Annotated in this window: 18 protein-coding genes; 6 read left to right on the top strand and 12 right to left on the bottom strand. The window is 50.3% G+C overall.

Annotated features, from left to right (window positions below):
- The first annotated feature begins 7 nt into the window (after positions 1-7).
- From SE18_RS07435 to SE18_RS07425, 3 genes are all read left to right on the top strand, one after another.
- Entirely contained in the window at positions 8-1,855 is a 1,848-nt protein-coding gene (locus SE18_RS07435) for a carbohydrate-binding domain-containing protein (RefSeq protein ID WP_054533804.1), read from the top strand.
- A 329-nt stretch (positions 1,856-2,184) separates the two neighbouring features.
- Positions 2,185-3,288 (top strand): hypothetical protein, encoded by a 1,104-nt coding sequence (locus tag SE18_RS07430; protein ID WP_054533803.1) that lies wholly within the window; start codon positions 2,185-2,187, stop codon positions 3,286-3,288.
- Between the two features lie 160 nt (positions 3,289-3,448).
- Positions 3,449-3,649: a hypothetical protein gene (locus SE18_RS07425; RefSeq protein WP_054533802.1), complete on the top strand. Its 201-nt coding sequence runs from the start codon at positions 3,449-3,451 to the stop codon at positions 3,647-3,649.
- A gap of 36 nt (positions 3,650-3,685) precedes the next feature.
- Here the strand turns inward: SE18_RS07425 and SE18_RS07420 are convergent, their stop codons facing one another.
- The 3 genes from SE18_RS07420 to SE18_RS07410 are packed head-to-tail and all read right to left on the bottom strand — an operon-like array spanning position 3,686 to position 6,052.
- Positions 3,686-3,865 carry a hypothetical protein gene (locus tag SE18_RS07420; protein WP_054533801.1) on the bottom strand — a complete coding sequence of 60 codons (180 nt, stop codon included), beginning with the start codon at positions 3,863-3,865 and terminating at the stop codon, positions 3,686-3,688.
- A gap of 19 nt (positions 3,866-3,884) precedes the next feature.
- Positions 3,885-4,661 (bottom strand): ethanolamine ammonia-lyase subunit EutC, encoded by a 777-nt coding sequence (gene eutC, locus SE18_RS07415; RefSeq protein ID WP_054533800.1) that lies wholly within the window; start codon positions 4,659-4,661, stop codon positions 3,885-3,887.
- Positions 4,661-6,052, bottom strand: a complete 1,392-nt coding sequence (locus tag SE18_RS07410) for an ethanolamine ammonia-lyase subunit EutB (protein ID WP_054533799.1) — start codon at positions 6,050-6,052, stop codon at positions 4,661-4,663. Before SE18_RS07410 ends, eutC begins: the two co-directional genes overlap by 1 nt.
- 564 nt (positions 6,053-6,616) lie before the next feature.
- On the opposite strand from SE18_RS07410, the gene SE18_RS07405 reads away from it, so the two are divergent.
- Positions 6,617-8,857, top strand: a complete 2,241-nt coding sequence (locus SE18_RS07405) for an N-acetylmuramoyl-L-alanine amidase (RefSeq protein ID WP_054533798.1) — start codon at positions 6,617-6,619, stop codon at positions 8,855-8,857.
- A gap of 45 nt (positions 8,858-8,902) precedes the next feature.
- Here the strand turns inward: SE18_RS07405 and SE18_RS07400 are convergent, their stop codons facing one another.
- The 7 genes from SE18_RS07400 to SE18_RS07370 form a co-directional block, all read right to left on the bottom strand.
- Positions 8,903-10,120 carry a cytochrome P450 family protein gene (locus SE18_RS07400; protein WP_054533797.1) on the bottom strand — a complete coding sequence of 406 codons (1,218 nt, stop codon included), beginning with the start codon at positions 10,118-10,120 and terminating at the stop codon, positions 8,903-8,905.
- 289 nt (positions 10,121-10,409) lie between these two features.
- Positions 10,410-11,492, bottom strand: a complete 1,083-nt coding sequence (locus SE18_RS07395) for a glycoside hydrolase family 5 protein (protein WP_054533796.1) — start codon at positions 11,490-11,492, stop codon at positions 10,410-10,412.
- Positions 11,493-11,550: 58 nt separating this feature from the next.
- Positions 11,551-12,408, bottom strand: coding sequence for an ATP-binding cassette domain-containing protein (locus SE18_RS07390; protein WP_054533795.1), 858 nt, complete (start codon positions 12,406-12,408; stop codon positions 11,551-11,553).
- Complete coding sequence (locus tag SE18_RS07385) at positions 12,383-13,426, bottom strand: ABC transporter ATP-binding protein (RefSeq protein WP_054533794.1); 1,044 nt, start codon at positions 13,424-13,426, stop codon at positions 12,383-12,385. The genes SE18_RS07390 and SE18_RS07385 overlap by 26 nt, the downstream gene beginning before the upstream one ends.
- On the bottom strand, positions 13,426-14,319 hold the full coding sequence (locus tag SE18_RS07380) for an ABC transporter permease (RefSeq protein ID WP_083469769.1): 894 nt from the start codon (positions 14,317-14,319) through the stop codon (positions 13,426-13,428). The genes SE18_RS07385 and SE18_RS07380 overlap by 1 nt, the downstream gene beginning before the upstream one ends.
- 36 nt (positions 14,320-14,355) lie before the next feature.
- On the bottom strand, positions 14,356-15,342 hold the full coding sequence (locus SE18_RS07375) for an ABC transporter permease (protein WP_054533793.1): 987 nt from the start codon (positions 15,340-15,342) through the stop codon (positions 14,356-14,358).
- Positions 15,343-15,494: 152 nt separating this feature from the next.
- Entirely contained in the window at positions 15,495-17,561 is a 2,067-nt protein-coding gene (locus SE18_RS07370) for a peptide ABC transporter substrate-binding protein (RefSeq protein WP_054533792.1), read from the bottom strand.
- 608 nt (positions 17,562-18,169) lie between these two features.
- Between SE18_RS07370 and SE18_RS07360 the strand changes: the two genes are divergently transcribed.
- A complete protein-coding gene (locus tag SE18_RS07360; RefSeq protein WP_054533790.1) occupies positions 18,170-18,619 on the top strand; it encodes a hypothetical protein in 450 nt (149 codons plus the stop codon).
- 64 nt (positions 18,620-18,683) lie between these two features.
- Here the strand turns inward: SE18_RS07360 and SE18_RS07355 are convergent, their stop codons facing one another.
- Positions 18,684-19,313 (bottom strand): NADPH-dependent F420 reductase, encoded by a 630-nt coding sequence (locus SE18_RS07355; RefSeq protein ID WP_083469768.1) that lies wholly within the window; start codon positions 19,311-19,313, stop codon positions 18,684-18,686.
- 478 nt (positions 19,314-19,791) lie between these two features.
- On the opposite strand from SE18_RS07355, the gene SE18_RS07350 reads away from it, so the two are divergent.
- Positions 19,792-20,238, top strand: coding sequence for a hypothetical protein (locus SE18_RS07350; protein ID WP_054533788.1), 447 nt, complete (start codon positions 19,792-19,794; stop codon positions 20,236-20,238).
- A gap of 49 nt (positions 20,239-20,287) precedes the next feature.
- Here the strand turns inward: SE18_RS07350 and xylB are convergent, their stop codons facing one another.
- Complete coding sequence (gene xylB / locus SE18_RS07345) at positions 20,288-21,787, bottom strand: xylulokinase (RefSeq protein ID WP_054533787.1); 1,500 nt, start codon at positions 21,785-21,787, stop codon at positions 20,288-20,290.
- Positions 21,788-22,059 lie beyond the last annotated feature (272 nt).

Below are 22,059 nucleotides of genomic sequence, written 5' to 3'. Positions count from 1 at the left end.
CGTTCGCATGAAACCTTTTACCCGAGCATTAATCACCAGTATGCTGGTTGCCTTGTTAACCGCCTGTGCCAGCAATCAAACGTCAACAACCACCGTTAATTCGGTTAATGGTGGCCAAGCGACAAGTTCAAATTCCGTCACAGTAAGCAGCCCAACCGTTGTTGTACCAACCGTTGAATCAATTGACGAAGTGCTGGCGAGCAAAGCCACGCCTCACGACACAGCCGCCGATTTGAATTGGCAAAATGCTGATCTGATTGAGATTAAACTCAACGATAGCAGCATCAGCGCCAATAACCCAAACGTGAAGATCGATGGTACGACTGCCACAATTAGCGCAGCAGGCAGCTATCAACTCAGTGGTAATTTGAGCGATGGCCAAATTATTGTAGATACAGCCGATCAGGATTTAGTGCGTTTGATTTTGAATGGCGTAACGATTCATAGCTCGACCAGTGCGCCAATTGCGATTATGCAAGCTGAACAGGTGGCAGTTATTTTAGCTGATGGCACGCAAAATACGCTTTCCGATACGGTTGATGCTTCAGCCAATGCAGCAAGCAGCGAAGATTTACCGAATGCTACGCTCTACAGCAAGGCCGATCTTTCAATTGATGGCAATGGCAGTTTAACGATTCAGGCCAATGGCAACGATGGCATTAGCAGCAACGATGGCTTAATCGTCAATAGTGGCACAATCGCTATCACCGCGCTTGATGATGGCTTGCGCGGCAAAGATTATCTGGTAGTCAACGCTGGCACAATTAACATCAATGCCCAAGGCGATGGCCTAACCGCTGATAATGAAGAAGATCCCAGCAAAGGCTATATTTCGATTGCTGGCGGCAAGTTAAATGTTACGGCTGGCGGCGATGGCCTGAGTGCAATCACCGATATTTTGATCGATGCTGGCGAACTGACAATTAGCGCAGGTGGCGGCAGGAGCGCAAGCATCAACACCGATGCTTCGGCCAAGGGCTTGAAGGCAGGCCAAAATATGGTGATTGGCGAGGCAACAATCACGATTGATGCAGCAGAAGATGCGCTTCATTCCGATAATAATGTGACGATCAACGCTGGTACGATTGGCCTTGCTGCTGGCGACGATGGCGTGCATGCAGACGCGACGCTCACAATCAACGGCGGTGATCTGACGATCAGCAACTCCTACGAGGGCTTGGAAAGCGCTGTGATCACAATCAACGAAGGCAATATTAGCCTCGTAGCCCAAGACGATGGCGTAAACGTGGCTGGGGGCGACGGTTCGAGCATGCAAGGTGGTGGAATGGGGCGGCCAGGCCGCAACGATAGTTTTGCTGCTAGCAATTACTTCTTATCTATCAACGGCGGTACGTTGGTCGTCGATGCTGCTGGCGACGGCTTGGATGCCAATGGTTCGATCATGATGAACGCTGGTTTGGTGCTGGTGCATGGGCCAACCGCGCAAATGAACGGTGCGTTGGATTATGATGGCAGCTTTGCCTTAAATGGCGGCACCTTGGTTGCCGCTGGCAGCGCAGGCATGGTGCAAGCGCCGGATAGCAGTTCAACCCAAGCATCGGTGCTGATCAACTATAGCTCGGCCCAAGCAGCAGGTAATCCCGTACAAATTCTCGATCAATCTGGTCAAGCGCTGGTGAGCTTTACGCCCCGCAAACAATACCAAGCCTTGGTCTTCTCGTCGCCAGCCTTGCAACAAGGCGCCAGCTATACGATCAATAGTGGCGGCACGCTCGAAACCAGCGCCAGCGGCTATGCCCAAACAGCTGCCAACGCTGGCGGTACGGCTTACGCAACCTTTAGCGTTAGCGAGATCGTGACCCAAGTTGGCCAACGCATAGGGCGGCAACGGTAATGAAGGATGAAGGATGAATTATGAGGGATGAAAGCAAAAGTCAAAAGGTAGAAATCAAAAATCCACATCAGGAACAACCTTATAACGCAGAGGCGCAGAGCATAACGAAATTATGAAGGATGAGGGATGAAGGATGAATCCAATAGCCCATAGCCTAACTTCGTGCCCTTCGTGTCCTTCGTGGATCAAAAACTAAACCTTCGCGGATCAAAAAATAGACCCCGAACTTTCAACAAGCCTAGCTATGCCTCGTTGCATGGTTGGGCTTGTACCATTTAAATTCTCTAGTTCGGCTAAAATAGGCCTAGTTCGTTAGCGAGGGAGCACATATGGCGGCAAGCAGCAAAACCCAACATTGGCAGATTGGCCTGATCCTTGGATTTTGGCCAATCGTGCTCTTCGCCTTATTCAACGATTCGGCCTGGCTCAACGCCCAAGGCTTCAACGGCCAAATGATCAGCAACCTGGCTGCACCACTCTATTTTGGCTTGATGCTCTATCATTTGCGCCCCGATCAGCGGCTGATTGCCCTCGTATTTGTGCCATTCTCGGCGCTTGGCGAATATGTCTTTAGCTTGCTACTTGAACTCTATACCTATAAATTTGTAGCAATTCCCATCTATGTGCCATTTGGCCATGCAATTTTGCTCGGCACAGGCCTGCAGATCAGCGAATTGGCTTGGGTTAAGCAACACGCGCAGCGCCTACGTTGGGGCTTGTTGCTCGGCCATGCAAGCCTGTTTCTTGGAGCATGGCTGCTCTTTGATGATAGCCTAAGCGCGATTTTTGGCCTTATTTTCAGCCTCATTCTGCTGCTCTTTCGGGCGCAGCTTTTGCACCTGATCATGGGCTTTCTGGTGCTGTACATCGAACTAATGGGCACATGGCTTGGCTGTTGGCGCTGGGATCTCAATCCGCTCAACGGGCTACTACACACGACCAATCCGCCAGTCGGCGCATTTGTGTGCTATGTCATCGCCGATATTATTGTGATTATGAGTTTGCGCTGGAGCCGCTGGATGTGGGGCTATCGCCACAATCGCCATGCCAAAGGTTCTGCTGCCTATTATCAACAAAAACTGGCCCTAACGAAGCACATTTATGCTGATCAGGCCAACGAGCCAGCAACCAACGAGGCTGATGGCTTTGGCAAAGGCTATGCACTTGGCACAGTTGGCTTGCGTTATGTCGAATTGAATCAACTGCCTGCGGCAATCACCTGTTTCGAACGCACGCGCCAATTGGCTCAAAGCCGCAACGATCTAGCAATTTTCCATTTGGCTGGCTGGCATTTGGGCAAGGTGTTGTGGCAACAAGGCCAAACCCAACCAGCCTTGGTTTTACTAAATGCTTATGTCAATTATCTCGAAACGACCAACCGAGCCCAAGCCAAGCAATTCGCGGCGCAGCTTCAGGCCCTCACACAAGCCTAGTGCAGTTGATCCGTTAAGAGTTCAGGCAGCAGGATGTTAGGGGTCAGGTTAAAGATATATCACTCCTAGCCCCTGACATCCGATGCCTATTCTCCTCTGCGTTAAACCTCGTAACATTTTTTCGCCACGAATTCCACGAATTGCACGAAGGGATGAGGCTATGAGGTGGCAAGAGCCGAATCAAAAAAATCTGTGGCAAAAAATAGAGCTTTGGCTCGGCAAAAATTGCCCCACTATGCGCTGCAAAGCCAATGCTCAGGGTGAGGCGCTGAATTTCGACCCGCGCCTGTTGGCTGATCCAAAAAAACCGCGTGGTATTGCCGCCAGAAAGCGCCATCGTGCAACACTTTTTGGCTACTGAGCACAATGGTGGGTGGATTCGGGCCACAATTAAAGCTTAGCGTACCACTAGCTGCTTGTGCACCTGGAAAAAGCTGGCGGGCGTGCCTGTCCCAACCACAACGCTATCGGCGGCAACGGGCTTACTCTGCCAAAATTGGGCCAACCCAAGCACGATCAACCCGCTCAAGAACATTTTTATGATGGCAGCAGCATAGCAAACTGACGGTCGCAACATTTGACATTTTCTACTAAGGTTATTCAAGGCTTGAATTTGTGGGCTGGCTCAGGCGTTGACGTTCATCTTTCAGGCCAACCCCAGTTAAACGCCGTTGCCGCGCTTGGCCCAACAAATAAACCAATAATTCACTAGCCGCTGCATAGCTCAGGCCTTGGGGATGAATGTTGGAGATGCAGTTGCGTTCAGCATCGGTGCGGCCACGCTGCGGTGCATAGGTTAAATAGATGCCCAAACTATCGGCTACGCTCAAGCCAGGCCGCTCACCAATCAGGATTACGACCAACTCGGCGCCCAATAATTCGCCTATCTCGTCGCCAATCGCCACTCGTCCTTGCTCAACCAAGCTCAACGGCGCCAGCGACCAACCAAGCTCGCTCAATTGTTGCTTGATCAACCTGAGCAATGGCGCAGCATGGCGTTCAATCGCCACCGCCGATAAACCATCAGCAACCACTAAGGCTATAGTCGCTGGGGCAGACTGCAATGTCGCAAGCTGTTGGCGCGAATCAGCATCCAACATACGGCCCAAATCTGGTCGCTTGAGATAGCTAGCACGATCCACAGCTGCACTTTTGAGCCTGAGAATGTGTGGGAATTCAGCCTGCACTGTGCTAGCCAACGCCGCAAAATCAACGTGGGCATGGACTGCATCGCGAGCCAAGGCATGGTCTTGTTGAAAGGCCAAATGGGCTTTGGTTGGCAAGCCATCACCAACTCGGCCCAGCCCAATCCGCGCATTGGTGAATTGGCGCAGGCGTTGCCAAAGTTGCGCACTTTCTGGTTGTTCGGCCATTACAATCCTCCCAACTGAGCGGCTGATTGCAACAAACGATGGCGCTCATTGGCAATCAACAAGCCTGCTTGATCGACGATTCCAAGCTGTTGCAGCCATGCTTCAAACTCTGGCGCAGGCCGCAGGCCCAAGCTGCTTTGCACAAAACGAATATCATGATATGAAGTGCTTTGATAATTCAGCATAATATCATCAGCGCCAGGCACACCCATCACATAGGTACAGCCAGCGCTCGCTAAGAGCACGAGCAAGTTATCAATATCGTTTTGGTCGGCCTCTGCATGGTTGGTATAGCAGGCATCGCAGCCCATCGGCAGGCCCAACAATTTGGCACAAAAATGATCTTCTAAGGCGGCGCGGGTAATTTGCTTGCCATCGTAGAGATATTCGGGGCCGATAAAACCCACCACTGTGTTGACCAACAACGGCTCAAAAGCTCGCGCCACAGCATAGGCCCGCGCCTCGCAAGTCTGTTGATCAACGCCATGATGAGCATTGGCCGAAAGCGCACTGCCTTGGCCAGTTTCAAAATACATCACATTATTGCCAACAGTACCTCGACCCAACGAACGGGCTGCTTGATTGGCCTCGTTCAACAGCGCCAAATCGATGCCAAAACTGCGATTGGCAGCCTCGGTACCAGCAATCGATTGAAACACCAAATCAACCGGAGCGCCACGCTCGATCACCTGCAAGGCGGTGGTGACATGGGCCAACACACACGATTGCACGGGCATGGCATAGCGCTGACGTAATTCATCAATTAAATGCAAGAGGCTAGTCATGGCTTGCGGGCTATCAGTCGCCGGATTAATCCCAATCACTGCATCGCCGCAGCCATACAGCAAACCATCGAAAATTGCCGCCGCAATGCCCTGCGGATCATCGGTGGGATGGTTGGGCTGCAAGCGCGAGGAAAAACGGCCTGCCAAGCCCAAGGTATTGCGAAAGCGGGTGATGACTTGGCATTTTTTAGCAACCGCAATCAGATCTTGGTTGCGCATAATTTTGGCAACTGCCGCCGCCATTTCAGGCGTAATACCAGCCGCCACCACCGCCAACTGCTGGCTGTCAGTACGATAATCGAGCAACCACTCGCGCAAACCACCAACCGTCAAATGGCGAATTGGCGCAAACGCCTGTTGATCATGGCTATCGATAATCAAGCGGGTAACTTCATCGGCTTCATAGGGAACCACTACTTCGTTGAGAAACGTGGTTAATGGCAGATCAGCCAAACACCATTGCGCCGCCACTCGTTCCTCTGCATTGGCAGCGATCAAGCCAGCCAAAGCATCACCTGAACGCTCAGGGGTTGCCTTGGCCAACAGGGTTTTAAGCGAATCGAATTGATAACGGTTTTGGCGAATTGTATGCTGATAGATGGTCATAAACAGCCTCCTACAGCGCAAGAATGGTCAATTATGGCATTCTTTTTTATCAGTTGCAATGGCAATTAGGAGTCAGGGGCGAGGGATTAGGGGTCAGGGATGAGGCAACGAAACCACGAAGATCGCTAAGAACTCCAAGTCAACCCTTGAATCAGATACAAATGATATAGGCTTTTGGCAGATAAAACAGTACTTTGTGCAATCGGTGGCTACAACAATAACTATTCGTGGAATTCGTGGCTAAAAATAGATGTTTGGATCGTTCGTAATCTATCCCTATGTTTGATTTTGTGTTTCTCCTCCCTTCCGTCCCTCCGCTGGAGGGAAACGCAGTGGGTTTTCATCCCCCTGCACCCCCTAATCTTCGTTTATAGAATTGTTATTGCAATTGCTAATCCCCAGAATTCTTGTTCACCAGCTTCGTGCCCTTCGCGGTTTCAGCTCTTTGTGCGCTTCGTGCCCTTCGTGGATCAAAACTCCTCAATAAGTTCTCAGTTATTAATTGATTTTAACAGTTATACTTAATTGCATGAGTAGGGTCTTTTAGTTGTTGAGGAATTCATGATGAACCGATTGTGGTTACGATCAAGAATCGTGATCGTTGTTATGGTTTTAGGCCTGCTAGCGGGCTATCTGCCGCTACCAAGCTTCGCCAACGCGCCAACACCCGCTCCAACGACGCTGCAAGCTGCCTTTGATCAGGCTGCTGCCGAGTTTGCTGTGCCAAGCGAATTGCTGTTGGCCTTGAGCTACAATCTTTCGCGCTGGGAGCATCATTCAGGCCAACCAAGCACCAGCGGCGGCTACGGGGTTATGCACTTAACCCAAATCGATCTTGACCATTGGCAGGCGAGCAAAGGGCTTGATTGGGCTACACCCTTTGCACAGCCTGCCGAATTTCAAACCCTCGCCCAAGCTGCCGCATTACTTGATCAACCAACCAGCAATTTGATCAACGATCCAGTACAGAATATTCGTGGTGGCGCGGCCCTGCTGGCGGAATATAGCCGCAGCATCAACCCCAAATTGCCAACCAACCTAGCCGATTGGTATGGTGCTGTCGTTTTGTATAGTGGCAGCAAGGAGCGTTCGACCGCCTTTGGCTTCGCTGATCGGGTATATGCAACCCTACAACAAGGCGCCAGCCGTCGGCTTGAAAATGGTGAACAGCTGAGCCTTGCATCACAGGCAGTTACGCTCAATCGTCAAAGCGCCGCCAATTTGCCACTCTTGCAGAGCGATGATTTTCCCTTGGATTGCCCAGTGACGCTTGATTGCGAAGTTATTCCTGCTGCCTATGCCTTGAACGACCCCAACAATCGTGGCAATTATGGCAACTACGATTTAGCCAATCGCCCAACTGATGGCTTGGATTATCGCTACATTTTGATTCACGACACCGAAATTACTTATACTCAGACCATAAATGTGTTTCAAAACCCATTAACCAAGGCCTCGACGCATTATGTCGTTCGCGCTAGCGATGGCCACATTGCTCAAATGGTCGAGAACAAGAATGTGCCATGGCACGCAGGCAATTGGGATGTGAACGGCCATGCGATTGGGCTTGAACACGAAGGTTATGCAATCGAAGGCGCAAGCTGGTATAGCGAAGCAATGTATCAAGCTTCGGCCCGCCTCACCCGCTATCTGGCCGATAAATACCAAATTCCGCTTGATCGCAGCCATATTATCGGCCACGATGAATTGCCCGGCCCGCTACCACAGCATCAAGCAGGCATGCACTGGGACCCAGGTCCGTTTTGGGATTGGGCGCATTATATGGATTTAGTGCGTGGCGGCCCCGCCCAAATCAGCAATCCCGACCCACAATTGGTAACGATCAACCCTGATTTTGCAACCAACATGCCAGCCATGACCTACTGCTACACCAGCAATGATTGTCGCGCTGTGCCAACCCAAAGCGCTAATTTTGTCTATTTACACACCCAGCCTAACGCCAACGCGCCATTAATTAGCAATCAATACATTGGGTCAACGCCAACCCACGCCAATAATTGGGCCAATAAAGCGGTTACTGGTCAAACCTATGTTGTGGCTGGGCAACAAGACGCGTGGCAAGCAATTTATTTTGGCGGTCAAAAGGCATGGTTTTACAACCCAAATGGCGTGAACACCACTGCTGGCCAAGGGCTAAAAGTTCGGCCCAAAGTTGGCCAAGCCAGCATTCCGGTCTATGGGCGGGCCTATCCTGAGGCAGCCGCCTATCCACAAGGCATCACGCCGCAAGCAATTACGCCAATTTACACCCTGCCTGCTGATAACGTGGTGGTGGCGACCAAACTGTACACCAGCACCTACTACTCATCACCAGTCTACACGCCAACGCTTGATCCACGTTCACACGTCGTGGTGAGCGGCCAAACCAAGTATTATCAAATCAATTTCAATCATCGCTTTGGCTTTGTCAAAGCAAGCGATGTTGAAGTGCAATCGAGCGTGCTGAGCTTAACCACGCCACAAACTGAGCAAGGCAGCATCAGTGGCAACAGCATTACCTACACATTAACTTTGCGCAATCTTAGCCAACAAACCGTGCCGATTAGCCTCAGCCTCACAGGCAATACATGGCCAACCACGCTCACCAGCGCCGTGCCAAGCAGCCTTGGGCCAAACACCAGCCAAACGATCACGCTACGCGTCGATCTGCCAGCAGGCCAAAACCCGAGCAGCGATCAGGTTTGGGTTAAAGCGCAAACAAGCGCCGACCAACCACGTAGCGCTGTTCTGCTACTTCGTTCGCAGCTTGGCATGCCAAGCTTCTTACCAGTAGTTGGCAAATAAGAAACAAGTAATGCCGTCGAGCATTCAACTCGACGGCATTACTTGTTAAAACTCAACCGGCAGTTCGATCATGCCGCGAATCAGCATGCCAGGCCGCCAAATCAGCTCTTGGGCTGGCACAGCCAAACGTAAATTTGGCAACCGTTGCACCAACGAATTGATCGCAATTGCGCCTTCGAGGCGGGCCAATGGCGCGCCCAAACAATAGTGAATGCCATGGCCAAAGGCAATATGGTTGTGCTCGCTACGCGTAATATCAAGCTGATCAGGCTCGACAAAATAGTTCGGATCACGATTCGCTGAGGTAATTACGGCCAGCACTTGCTCACCCCGCGGAATCGTTACTCCAGCAAATTCAACATCTTCGCGCGCCCAACGCAGGGTTGAGGTTTCAACTGGGCTATCGAAGCGTAGCAATTCTTCGACGGTGTTGCGAATCATGTCGGGATTTTCGCGCAACAATTTCAATTGCTCAGAATGTTGCAACAACGCCAACATACCATTGCCAATCAAATTAACGGTGGTTTCGTGGCCTGCAATCAACAAGAAAAACACCAACGAAAACATTTCTTGCTCGGTCAGTTTATCGCCAGCTTCTTCAACTTGCACCAAAGCGCTGGTCAAATCGTTGGTCGGATTGGCCCGTTTTATCGCAAATAACTCACGCAGATAATTGCCAAATTCTTCCATCTCGCCCGCCATGCGCGTAAAGCGATCTGGTGCGGGATCGACAGTCACCACCAAGCCCGACCAATAGCGAAATTTCTCGCGCTGATCTAATGGTATGCCCAACAATTCGGCAATCACGGTTAATGGCAGGGGAAAGGCATAAGCGGTGAGCAAATCGGTGCTGCGTGGCCCAGCCAGCATGGCATCAAGCAACTCATCGGCAATTTGCTGAATCCGTGGCCGCAGTTGCTCGACCAATTGGGGCGTAAAGGCTTTATGCACCATGCCGCGAATCCGCGTATGATCAGGCGGATCGATCGCCAACAAATGTTTGAACAACAATTGGACGACTGGAGGCATCACGGGCATGAGCTTTTGCTCTTCAGGGGTAAGCACTTTGCGCCAATTTTTGATAAAACGTGGGTCTTTCAGCGCGGCCTTAACATCTTCAAAACGGGTAATCATCCATAAACCACGGCCATCGGGTAGGGTAATGCGGTGAACAGGGGCTTCGGTACGGAGTGCAGCATAGGTTGGGAAGGGATCTTGGACGAATTGCTGATTAAATACCTCTGCATAGGTCGAATGGATCATCGATCCTCCTCTACATAGGACTAATCCATTGGCTTATCTTATGCTGCTTTTGATAAAGATCAAGTGGGCAAATTGGCTAAAGTTATGGTTTGAATTGCCTGATCGACGCTCCTGGCATGTATTTGGTTAGTAATTAATTGTTGGTTTGTTTTCACCACCCTTCCGTCCCGCCTCAAGGCGGGAAACGCAGGGAGATTTAATCCCCCTGCACCCCCTCAAGGACATATCGTGGGCAGAATACATCAAGTGATAAAACCAGCATGGCACGATTCATATAAGGAAATGTTCTCTATTCATGATTGAAGCCCAAAGCTTCAACTGTCAACGCATCGATTTCGCGCTGGCCATTGGCGTGATTCACGATGCTAAATCCGCCAGCATAGTCCCACATCGTCCAGCCAATATTGAATTCTTCGAGCACGCTGCGCAGATCGTGCAACCATGCAGCGCGATCTTCAGGCTTGCTCTTGAAGCGATAAACCCCAAATTCGTTGCAGGTCAAACGCACCTGATGCTTTTCGGCCCACGCCACTGCTTGGCCAATCCACTCGCGCAGCGCCGCGCAGTTCCAGCGCTCTTCGCCATAGCTCAAAGCAGCCTCACGCGCAACTTCATCGTGAATGTTGGCAACAATCGGTGCTAAGGCTTCAGGGCTTGATGGATAGGGCAAATATTCGAGATGTTGCCAATAGGGCGAACCCCAGGTTGCTGCCTGATGGCTAAACGTATGTGGATCATAGCAGTGGAAATTGTAAATAATATTTGGATCAGCCAAAGGTTCAAGTTCAATCAATTCGGCAATGCTCGACCACTTATGGCCAGTCGCAATCAGGGTGTGGTTGGGCGCACCAGCGCGCATTGCGGCCAATAATTCAGCCTGCACAAAGGCCCATTGTTGGGCATCGGTCACAACTGGCTCGTTCAAAACCTCTAAAAAGAGCATTTCTGGATCGCGCTGGGCCAAATGCGCCGCCAACGCTTGCCAAAAACTAGCAAAGATTTTGACCAAGCTTGGCGAGTTAAACAAGCGCTGCTTGAAATCGTCCTCGGGATGCAAATCGACAATGACTGCCAAATTATGCGCCAACATCAGATCGATTGCGCGATCAACTTCGGCCAAATAGATTGGATTCAACACACTTGGGTTGCTTTCATCCAACAGCAAAATTGGGTTGAGCGTAAAACGCAGGTGGCTACAACCGATCTTGGCTAGCAGCGCAATATCGTCTTCGCTATTGTAATTGCGCAAATGCTCCAAACTATACTGGTTGCTATAATCTTGGGCAAACCAATGGCTCAAATTGATGCCCCGTGCCAATTTGGCAAACCGCGCATCGCTCATTGCAGTTTGTGGGTTCGACAACGTTGTCATAATTATTCCTCACATAAAAAAACACGAAGCAACCAAGGCTTCGTGTTTGAACGACAAACTATTTGGCTTCGGCTGCGTCCTTATTGAGGCGCGGGCGTTTGAAGCGCATCGTATCCGAGCGCGGAATTTTCGGCACACTATCAATCAAATTACGGGTATATTCTTGTTTGGGTGCGCGAAAAATTTCCTCAGCTGTATTATATTCAACAACTTTGCCATGATACATCACGGCAATTTGGTCGCTCATATGCTCAACCACAGCCAAATTATGCGAGATAAACAGATAGGCCAAGCCCAATTGTTTTTGCAAATCTTGCAGCAAGCGCAAAATCTGGGCCTGAATCGAAACATCGAGCGCACTCACAGCTTCATCACAAATCAACAATTTGGGATTCAAGGCCAAGGCGCGGGCGATGCCAATCCGTTGTTGCTGGCCGCCAGAAAACTCAAATGGGAACGCATTGGCGGCGCCAACATCGAGCCCAACCAGTTCGAGCAACTCGTGCACGCGCTTGGTGCGTTCGCGCGCAGAACCAACATTATGAATTAACATCGGATCTTCAATCGCGCTATGCACGGTCATCATTGGGTTGAGGCTGGCCAATGGATCTTGAAAGATCATCTGAATATTGCGGCGCTTGGTGCGCAAGGCTTTGGGCGAGAGTGACGTAAAATCAACCCCATCGAAGAAAATGCGACCTTTCTCAGGATCGTACAAGCGAATAATACAGCGCGAAAGCGTCGATTTGCCCGACCCAGATTCGCCGACGATGCCTAAAGTTTCGCCAGCATTCAGGGTTACGGAAACATCTTCGACTGCGGCAAAGCGGCTTTTGTCGCGCATAAAATATTTGGAAACGCCCTCAACTTTGAGTAAGGGCTGGCCTGTTTCAGGCGTGGATTGGTTGAGCGACATTGAGCATCACCTCCGCTGCTGCTGCATCACCTTGTTGCGCCGCCTTCACCACCTCATCGGCGTGGAAACAAGCAACCAGGTGATTCGGTTCGATTGTGGCTAATTCGGGCTTGCGCTCTTGGCAAACGCTGGTTTTGAAACTACAGCGTGGCGCAAACGGGCAAGCAGTATGCACTTTCAAGGCGCTTGGCGGGTTGCCAGGAATTGGCTGGATGGCAGTTTTGCCATGGCCAATTTCCATAGTGCTGTTGAGCAAACCCAAGGCATAGGGGTGCGCTGTGTGCTCAACCAAGCGATCAACCGTCGCCATTTCGACAATTTCGCCAGCATACATCACTGCCAATTTATCGCAATAGTTGGTGGCCACGCCCAAATCGTGGGTAATGATAATCATGGCCATGCCAGTTTCATCCTGCAACGATTCGAGCAAATCCAGCACTTGGGCTTGCACGGTTACGTCAAGTGCTGTGGTTGGCTCATCGGCAATTAGCAATTTGGGCTTGAGCGCCAAAGCCAAGGCAATCATCACCCGTTGGCGCATGCCGCCAGAGAATTGATATGGATAATCGTTGAGCCGCTTGGCAGGCTGGGGAATCCCGACCCGATCCAGCAGTTCAATCGCCCGTTCTTTGGCTTCTGCTTGTGAATAAATTTTGCGCATGCGCATACTTTCGGTAATCTGCGCGCCAATCTTCATAATTGGGTTGAGGCTGGTCATTGGGTCTTGAAAAATCACCGCAATATCACGACCACGCACATCTTGCAACTCGCGCGGCGCCATTTTGACCAAATCAACCCCATTGAACACCGCCGAGCCACCGACAACCCGTCCGGTGCGGCCAATCAAACCAAGCAACGAAAGCATCGTTACCGATTTGCCCGAGCCTGATTCGCCGACGATGCCGAGGCTTTGGCCAGCCTCAAGCGTAAAATTCACCCCGTTGACCGCATGCACCACGCCACCAGGCCGTTTGAACTCAACTTTGAGATCCGTGACTTCTAACAATGGCGCACTCATTAGCGTTCCCCTTTCGTGTTGAAGATTTCTTGCAAGCCATCGCCAAACCATGTGAAGGCTAAGAGCGTGAGACTAAACAAAAGGGTTGGCCAAACTGCCAAGTGGGGAAAACCACGCATTTTGTTGATCCCCAAGTTAATCAAATTGCCCCACGATGGCTCTGGTGGCCGAATCCCAACCCCAATGACCGAAAGCCCAGCTTCGGCAACCATGGCGTAGGGAATCCCAAAGCTCAGCGCCACCGCGATTGGGCCAAGAATGTTGGGGAGCACATATTTGGTAATAATGTGCCATTCGCTTGCCCCCAAGGTGCGGGCAGCCTGCACATATTCCTGATTTTTGAGCGAAAGCACTTGACCGCGAATCAACCGCGCATAGCCAGCCCAGTTGGTTATCGCCAAGGCAATCACAATCGTAGTTACTTTTTGGCCGAGGGTCGTTGCCAAAATAATCGCCAACAAGGTTGAAGGAAACGAATTGAAAATCTCAACCAAACGCATCAAAAAGGTGTCAACTAAGCCACCGCGCATGCCCGAGACTGAGCCAATCGCTGCCCCGATAATCAGCGAAAGAATCGAGGTGCCTAAGCCAACAATCGCTGCCGTCCGTACCGCATAAATGATCCGACTTAATTGATCACGGCCAACATCATCAGTTCCAAACCAATGTTCGCTGGAAGGCAATTGCCATGTTGCAGCCAAATTCTGATCATTATAGTGATAGGGCGCGATTAATGGGGCGAAAATGGCGATGATGACAAAAAGGATGACCAAAACTAAGCCAACCAAGGCCATGGTATTACGGCGATAGCGCCGCCAAAACACCTTGAGCAGCGATTCCGCAACCGGAAGCTCATCTTGGGTTTGGGGTTGTGAAAGCTGATTAACTGCCATGATACAAGCTCTCCTTTGAGACTAGCGTGCAACAAATTAGGCTTCGAGCTTAATCCGCGGATCAAGGATGCTATACAGGATGTCGGCTAAAAGGTTGGCCAACATCACCCCAAGGGCCAAAATAACCGTGCTGGTGATCACCAATGGGTAATCGCGGGCACCAAGCGCGGTGGCAAACAATTGGCCAATCCCTGGAATCCGAAAGATATTTTCAATCCAAACTGAGCCAACCAACGCATAGGCAATTTGGGGCGCAGTTGTTGTTACCACAGGAATCAAGGAGTTGCGTAGCGCGTGGCGCATAATCACGAGGCGTTCAGAAATACCTTTCGAGCGTGCAGTGCGAATAAATTCTTGGCTCATGGTTTCAGCAACTTGGTTACGGGTAAAGCGCGCAATCCCAGCAATTGGCCCTAGCGCTAAAGTAAGCACTGGCAAAATCAATTGTTTAATTGTCGGAAACGGCGTATCCCAGCCCCCATTGGGCAAAATCTTCCAAACCTGACCGGAGAAAATCAGAATCAGCACAATCGCCAAGACATAGACGGGCACAACTTGGCCAACCATCGAAAAGCCAGTCACAATGTAATCAACCCAAGAATTGCGCCGGAACCCAGCAATCACCCCGAGCGGAATCCCAACGATCAGCGCGAGGCCAATCCCAAGGAAAACGATCAGCAAGGTTCGCGGCAAGCGTTCGCGCACCATATCTTGGATTAAGATGCTTGGGCTTTGAAACGAAGGGCCAAAATCGAAGGTAACCGCATTTTTGGTATACGTCCAAATTTGCATATATAGTGGTTTATCGAGGCCATAGCGTTCGTCAAAGAGTGCTTTTTGAATTTTGAAGGTTTCGCTATTACTGTTTGAGAGTGTGGTCATCGCGGCCACTGCTCGCTGCACATCCATAAAATTGCCAGGCGCTTTGGCAAGCAGGGTATAGGAGATTGCAATAATCACCACCAGCGAGACTGCCATCATCGCCAAGCGCTTGAGTAAGAAGAAGATAAAATTGACTCGCATAACGACCCTACCATTGCTAAATGACAAGTAATCAACAGTGCATTCCATCATGGCAGAGCCGGCGATCAACTCTTACTGCCGTGTGTCAGGAAGAATGCGTGCAGTGGTGGTAACTGGCGGGTGTTGTTCTACACCCGCCAGTTGCGCCAAACTTATTCAGTCCACTGTAAATATTGATATTGGAAGATCCCGCCCCAAGCCAGTTTGTTAATCACAATCCCTGAGAGGCGTGCATCGGTTGCGTAGTACAACTTGTCGTAGTAGATGGGGATCATCCACGCTGAGTCGATTGCCAATTGTTGAATTGCGGGCAAGGTTTCCCAAGCTTCGTCGAGGGTTTGGCCAGCCAATTTCAACATCAAGCGTTGGGCTTGTTTGTTTTCGTCGGTACGATAATCATACCACGTTGAGTCTTGTTCTTCCTTCAAGAGCAACAACAAGCCATCTTTGTAGGCGGTCAGTTTTTCAGCGTCGTCTTTAGCAGCGGTAAAGCGTTCGTTGATTGCATCCCATTGCTCTTTGAAGCTTGGGGCAGCGGCAGCTTTCGCCGAGATTTTGGCCATTTCTGGCTCTTCGATTTTGTTAATTTCTTGGCGCTTAGCCCAAGCAGCTTCGGCGCGGGTGGTCAAAGCAGCCCAATCGCCAACGGCTTCGGTGCTGCTCACAGCATCAATTTGGGTTTGATATTCAGCGTACTTGGCCATGCCACCTTCTTTGTAATCCATGAAATACCAAATGTGGTTGGTAGCCAAGGTCAAGTCGAGTGGTTGGAACCAGTTCATTGGGCCGCCAAGGGTGGCGAAGCCTGGTTGAATATCTTTGTTGTAGTTTGCCCATTGGATGTTTGAATAGACTGGACCTTCGTTGTTTTGAATCACAACCTTGACGCCCAAGTTATCTTGCCACATCTTGACGACGGCTTCGATCCAAGGCATTTGGGGGTCGTTTGATGGTGGAGCATAGAAGGTCAATTCTGGGAAGCCAGCGCCATCTGGATAGCCAGCTTCGGCCAGCAATTGCTTGGCCTTGGCTACATCGTAGCTCAAGCTCTTCACTTTATCCTTGACTCGCACATCGCTGTTGAAGGTGTCGGTTGGCACAGCCAAGCCCTTCAAAATTTGGTCGGTGATGGCTTTTTTGTCGATTGACAAGGCAAATGCTTGGCGCACCCGCACATCTTGCAATGGACCAGCATCTAATGAGCGGTTGTATTCGATACCCTTCCAAACGATTGGGTTTTCTTCGCTCTTGATGTTGTCTTTGATGTCGGGGTTGCCTTGAGCGTAGGCCAATTGGCTGGCATCTTCAAGGAAGGTGAATTGGATTTCTTGGTTTTCGAAGGCTTGTAAGCGGGCGTTTGCATCGGCGTATGGGCGCAACACAATCGTGCCTACGTTGCCAATGCCATCGCCAACATAATTGGGGTTGCGCTTGAGCACAATATCGCCGCCGCTGACCCACGATTCAACAACGTATGGGCCGTTGTAGACAGCGTTCTTGGGGTCGAACCAATCGCTGGGGTTTGCTTCCAAGCTCTTGGCGTTGATTGGCATGGCGTTCATCACTGGCAAGAAGTTAATGAAGGCAGCATTCGGCTGGCTCAAGGTAACTTCGATGGTGTAATCGTCGACCAATTTGAAGCCGACTTCATCAACCCCAACTGCACCAGCTTTGAAAGCATAGCCATTTTTGACATAGCCCATCATGCCTGCCCACATTGGAGCATCTTTCAATTCTGGGCCAGCTGCGCGAACCCAAGCAGCATAGAAATCTTTAGCGGTAACGGGGTCGCCGTTCGACCATTTTTTATCTTTGCGGAGCTTAATCGTCCAAACTGTGTTATCTGCTGAAGGCGTAGCGCTTTCGGCAATTTTTGGCACGATGTTCAACTGTTGATCGTAGCCATACAAGCCTTCAAACACAACCCCTTGTGAGACAAACAATTGAGCTGACCAGTACGCATGGTCAAGGCTGGTAATCCCACCTTGTTGGAAAGGCAAGGTGACGGTTACATCTTTGACATCGGTACTAGCAGGAGAAGCTTGGACATCGGTGCCAGCGGTTGGGGCAGTCGTAGCTGAAGCATCGCTAGCAGGAGTGGCTTGGGTTGAACCGGTCGTGGTTGCAGTTGAGGCGGCACCGCCACAGGCTGCGAGGATTGGCAAAACGAGAATCAGGAGCGCAATCAGGCCCCACAAGTTTTTTGGCTTCTTTACCATGGGAATTTCCTCTTCTTTGAGCAAATTGAATCCAAAACGACGTACTACAATGTTAAGCGTTTGGGTTGCTAATTCGATCGTCGATGAGCCTCCTTAGCTAGAGACAATCAAACTTGATCATTCTCACAAGCCTGTTCCAACCGAGAAGCTAGCTAGATAGGTGCTTCTGATGCCGTTGTCGAAGCAAGCAGGTGCATGCTGGGTCGTGGTTGCCAAACATTTAGGTGGGAGATTAACTACTTTTTTTAGTAAAGAAAATAAGTTCCCTGGAGGCTATTGCAGTTTTATTATGAGCGATAGACCGGTCTCTCAAGCCGATAACCGCCGATTTAGCACTGCCATAGTCGCTAAATGTCCCGCAAACGTGAAATTCACTGAAGAGCTATTGAAATTTGTGCTTATTATAGAAGAATTGCTCTAAATGTCAAGTTGTTTTTTTACTAAAAATTTTAGAAAAAGATTTGAGACATATTCTTTAGATTAGCTTAATAGACTCAGCACGGCATGCCACCTGATCACTCGTAGACTCGTACAATGCGTCAAATATCCAGAGCAATCAGCAATGTTTGTTGTTTCAAATAGCCCAATAATTGATAAAGGTGATTTAGATGAAGCCATTACGCGAGCACACCATCTCTGAGATAATTGGCGGCGGCGGGATTATTCTCGGTATGGGAGTTATACTTTTATGCATCATTTTTGGAGTAGATCTCAATAATTGGAAGATTGATTGGCAGCCCTACCCGCTATATCCGCAGCGAATCGGCCAAGTAAGCTATAGCGAAACATCAAACCAACATCAGGCCAGCTTTACCAGCGCAAGCAGCATCGACGAAACCTTCGCATGGTATGCGCAGAGTTTTGCAACTCAACTTGTAGTAGCACAACCAGAGATTGAAAACTCACAAATTAAACAAACGACTTATTCACTATGTACAGGTATGGTTATAACTATTCATGGCACAATCAAAACTCGTGAAGTTAAAGTGCTGATGCGCAAAAATTTCCGAATTTATCAAAAACCACCATGTAAACAAAAATCCGACTACGATCGATAACCGACTAAACTAAAAAACCCCTCGCCAAAAAAGGACGAGGGGTTGCTGCTATTACGAACGAAACCTACTGCTGAGCTAAAATCGCCTCTGCCTCCGCCACGCTCAAAACCCGACCATGGCCAGCCAACGGCCCTGTTCCAGTTGAGAACAACCGCCCGCCTTCGCGCAAGTTGCCCAAATCCATGGCAGTTGCGCCCAAGGCTTCGATCAATTTAATCACAACCTGTTTGGCCGCGGGATCATCGCTTGCCACAAACAAGGCTTTGGGCGTTGGCGTTGCCTGCAAATGGGCTAAATCGGCAAATGGCTGATGATTAAAGGCCTTGACCAAACGTGATTGCGGCAAGAGTTCAGCCACAATTTCGCTTGAGCCACGCCCAGCCAAATCGTAAAAATCGCCTGACTTTGGCCCAAAGCGATTATTGATTACGTCAACTAATATGCCTTGATAAGCAGCCAAAGGCTCTAAGGCTGCTGGAATATGCTGCCAGCGCACGACCAACATAATCATTTCAGCCTGTTGCAATTCGCTTGGCGTAACCGCCGTAACCTGCGGCCCAAGTTGCTCGATGAGTGGTTGCAACGAGGCTGGACCACGCGAGTTTGCCAACAAAACCTGATGCCCACGTTCAACCAGCAATTCACAAAATAATTGACCAACCTTGCCAGCACCTAAAACCCCAATTAACATCATTGCCTCCCAAGCAAAGTTATGTGCAGCCTTCACTATAACGAGTTAGAGCTGGTAAACGATCAATAGCAAGATGGAGCAAGGGCCTGTCCATTGGCACAGGGACGAGGGATGAAGGATGAGGGATGAATGTTATCAAAGCCAATAGCCAACACCCTATAGCCGATAGCCCTTCGTGCGCTTCGCACATTAATGTTTAACGCAGCGGCACAGAACATAAAGGGCTATGGGAACGTCATCAAAATAATCTGGGCAATCTGTGGCTAAAATAATGTTCATTGCTTCGTGCTCTTCGTGTTCTTCGTGGTCAAAAACCCCACTATGTCTTTTCTCAATTCCGATCCCCGATCCCCAACACCCAATCCCCAACTCCCAAACTATCGTCCCGAAAAAGATAGCGCCTACAATCAACACTAACTGGGATTAGTTTGGCAACGCAACAATGCTATAGTCAGCCATTCGTCTTTTGAGGAGAATAATGATGAGTAACCAGCCTAATTACTACCCGTCAACTCCACCCAACAACCAACCAAACTACCAAGATCCTAATCAAGGCCAGTATCAGCCGCAAGCGCCCTATGGCCAAAACCCATACCAAGCCCAGTATCAACCGCAAGCGCCCTATTATGTGCCGAATATACTGCAGACCGATCCCAAAATTGATCGACGGCGTTCGAATATTGCCTTTGGATTGTGTATTGTGGCGATTATTATTGGTGGGTTGCTGCTCAATACCAATGCTGGCAGTAGCGATCCTATTGTTTCGAGCATCTTTTTTGTGCTTGGCACAGTTGCGTGGGTCACTGCATGGTGCTTTTCAACCAAGAGCAAGGGCTATTCGCCATGGCTGGGTTTAATCTCAATCTTAGGGGTTTTGGGCATGATCGTATTAATGATTATTCCCAATCGCAACAAAATACGCTATTAAAAAGCTGCGCTGCTTGAAGCTCAGGCAGCGCAAATCAAACTTAATAGGTTTAGGCTTCGGCTGCTGCCAAGGCTGGATACAATGGTTGCAACGCAGGATAAATTGCCCGATAGGTTGCATATAATTCTGCATAGCGCGCTTGGTCGGCGCTTGGCTCGGTAGGGTCGCTCAAGCGCACAGTCGCCGCGACTGCTTGATCAACATCGCTAAACCAGCCAGCACCAACCGCCGCCAACAAAGCAGCACCATAAGCAGCCCCCTCGGTCGTACTCACCCCAACCAAGGGTGCACCTAGCACATCGGCCAAAATTTGCCGCCACAAGCGATTGCGCGTGCCTCCACCAGAAGCCCGAATCGCACCAATGGTACCGATTCCAGCTTGGCTCATTAATTGAAGGCTATCGCGCAACCCAAAAGCCACACCTTCGAGCACCGAGCGGGTAAGGTGCGCTTGGCTATGGCGCACAGTCAAGCCAATAAAACCACCACGGGCCAAGGGGTCGGGGTGCGGCGTGCGTTCACCAGTCAAATAGGGAGCAAAGAACAAGCCAGCGCTGCCAACCGCTACCTGTTCGGCAGGCTCGAGCAATTGATCGTAGCTTAATTGTGGGGCAAAGGTATCGTGATACCAGCGCAAACTACCAGCAGCGCTCAGCATCACGCCCATTAAGTGCCAGCGCCCAGGCACTGCATGACAAAAAGCGTGCAAGCGGCCTTCTGGCTCGATAATTGGGCTGGCTGTTGCCCCAAAGACTACGCCCGAAGTACCAAGGCTTAGCGCAATGCTGCCAGCTTCAACCACGCCAGTTCCCACTGCATTAGCCGCTTGATCGCCGCCACCGCCAACGACCGGAATGCCAGCCACCAAACCCAAAGCTGCGGCAGCCTCGGCATGTAATTGGCCAGTAACCGAAGGGCCTTCAAACAAACGCGGCAACCACGCAAGCTCGACCTCAAGTGCCTGCGCTACTTCCGCCGACCATTGGCGGCTGCGCACATCCAACAACAGCGTGCCTGCACTATCGGAAACATCGCTGGCAAACTCACCAGTCATACAATAGCGCACATAATCTTTGGGCAACAAAATATGGGCAATTTGGGCATACAGCTCTGGCTCGTGCTGCTGCACCCACAAAATTTTGGGCGCAGTAAAGCCCGTTAATGCGCGATTGCCAGTCAATTCGATCAGGCGTTGGGCGCCAAGCCGCTGGGTAATTTGCTCGCACTGCTCAGCAGTACGCTGATCGTTCCAAAGCAAGGCTGGGCGTAACACCTCACCAGCTTGATCGAGCAAAACAAGGCCATGCATTTGGCCCGCTAAGCCAATTGCCACAATTTCATTGGCTGCTACGCCTGCTTTAGCCAAGACCTCTTGGGTGCTTTCGCAACAAGCCTGCCACCACAAATGCGGCGCTTGCTCGCTCCACAACGGGCGCGGCGTTGCATACTCGTAGGTCGCCTGACCAATTGCCACCACCGCGCCTTGTTGATCCATTAACAGGGCCTTGGTCGCCGTCGTCGAAATGTCATAACCAAGTACATATGCCATGCTGATGCTCCATACAATAAGCCACAAAGCAATATAACTTCGTGCGCTTCGTGTTCTTCGTGGTTAAAAGCTTACCGAACACCCATCAAAAGTCAAAAGGCAGAAGGCAAAAGTCAGAAGGATGAATTATGAGGGATGAAGTCAATAGCCGATAGCCTAGATGCAATCCGTGCTTGACCCCTGACTGCTCATCCCTGATCCCTCAATTTAAACATTGCTTGTAATACTTTTGCTGCTTGAGTGTAGTTTAAGTGCGTCAGATAAGTGAGGCA

Origin of the sequence: Herpetosiphon geysericola (assembly GCF_001306135.1) — a bacterium.
Taxonomy (GTDB): domain Bacteria; phylum Chloroflexota; class Chloroflexia; order Chloroflexales; family Herpetosiphonaceae; genus Herpetosiphon; species Herpetosiphon geysericola.
The sequence above is the reverse complement of the archived record's forward strand: the minus strand, read 5'-3'. Positions and strand labels throughout refer to the sequence as shown.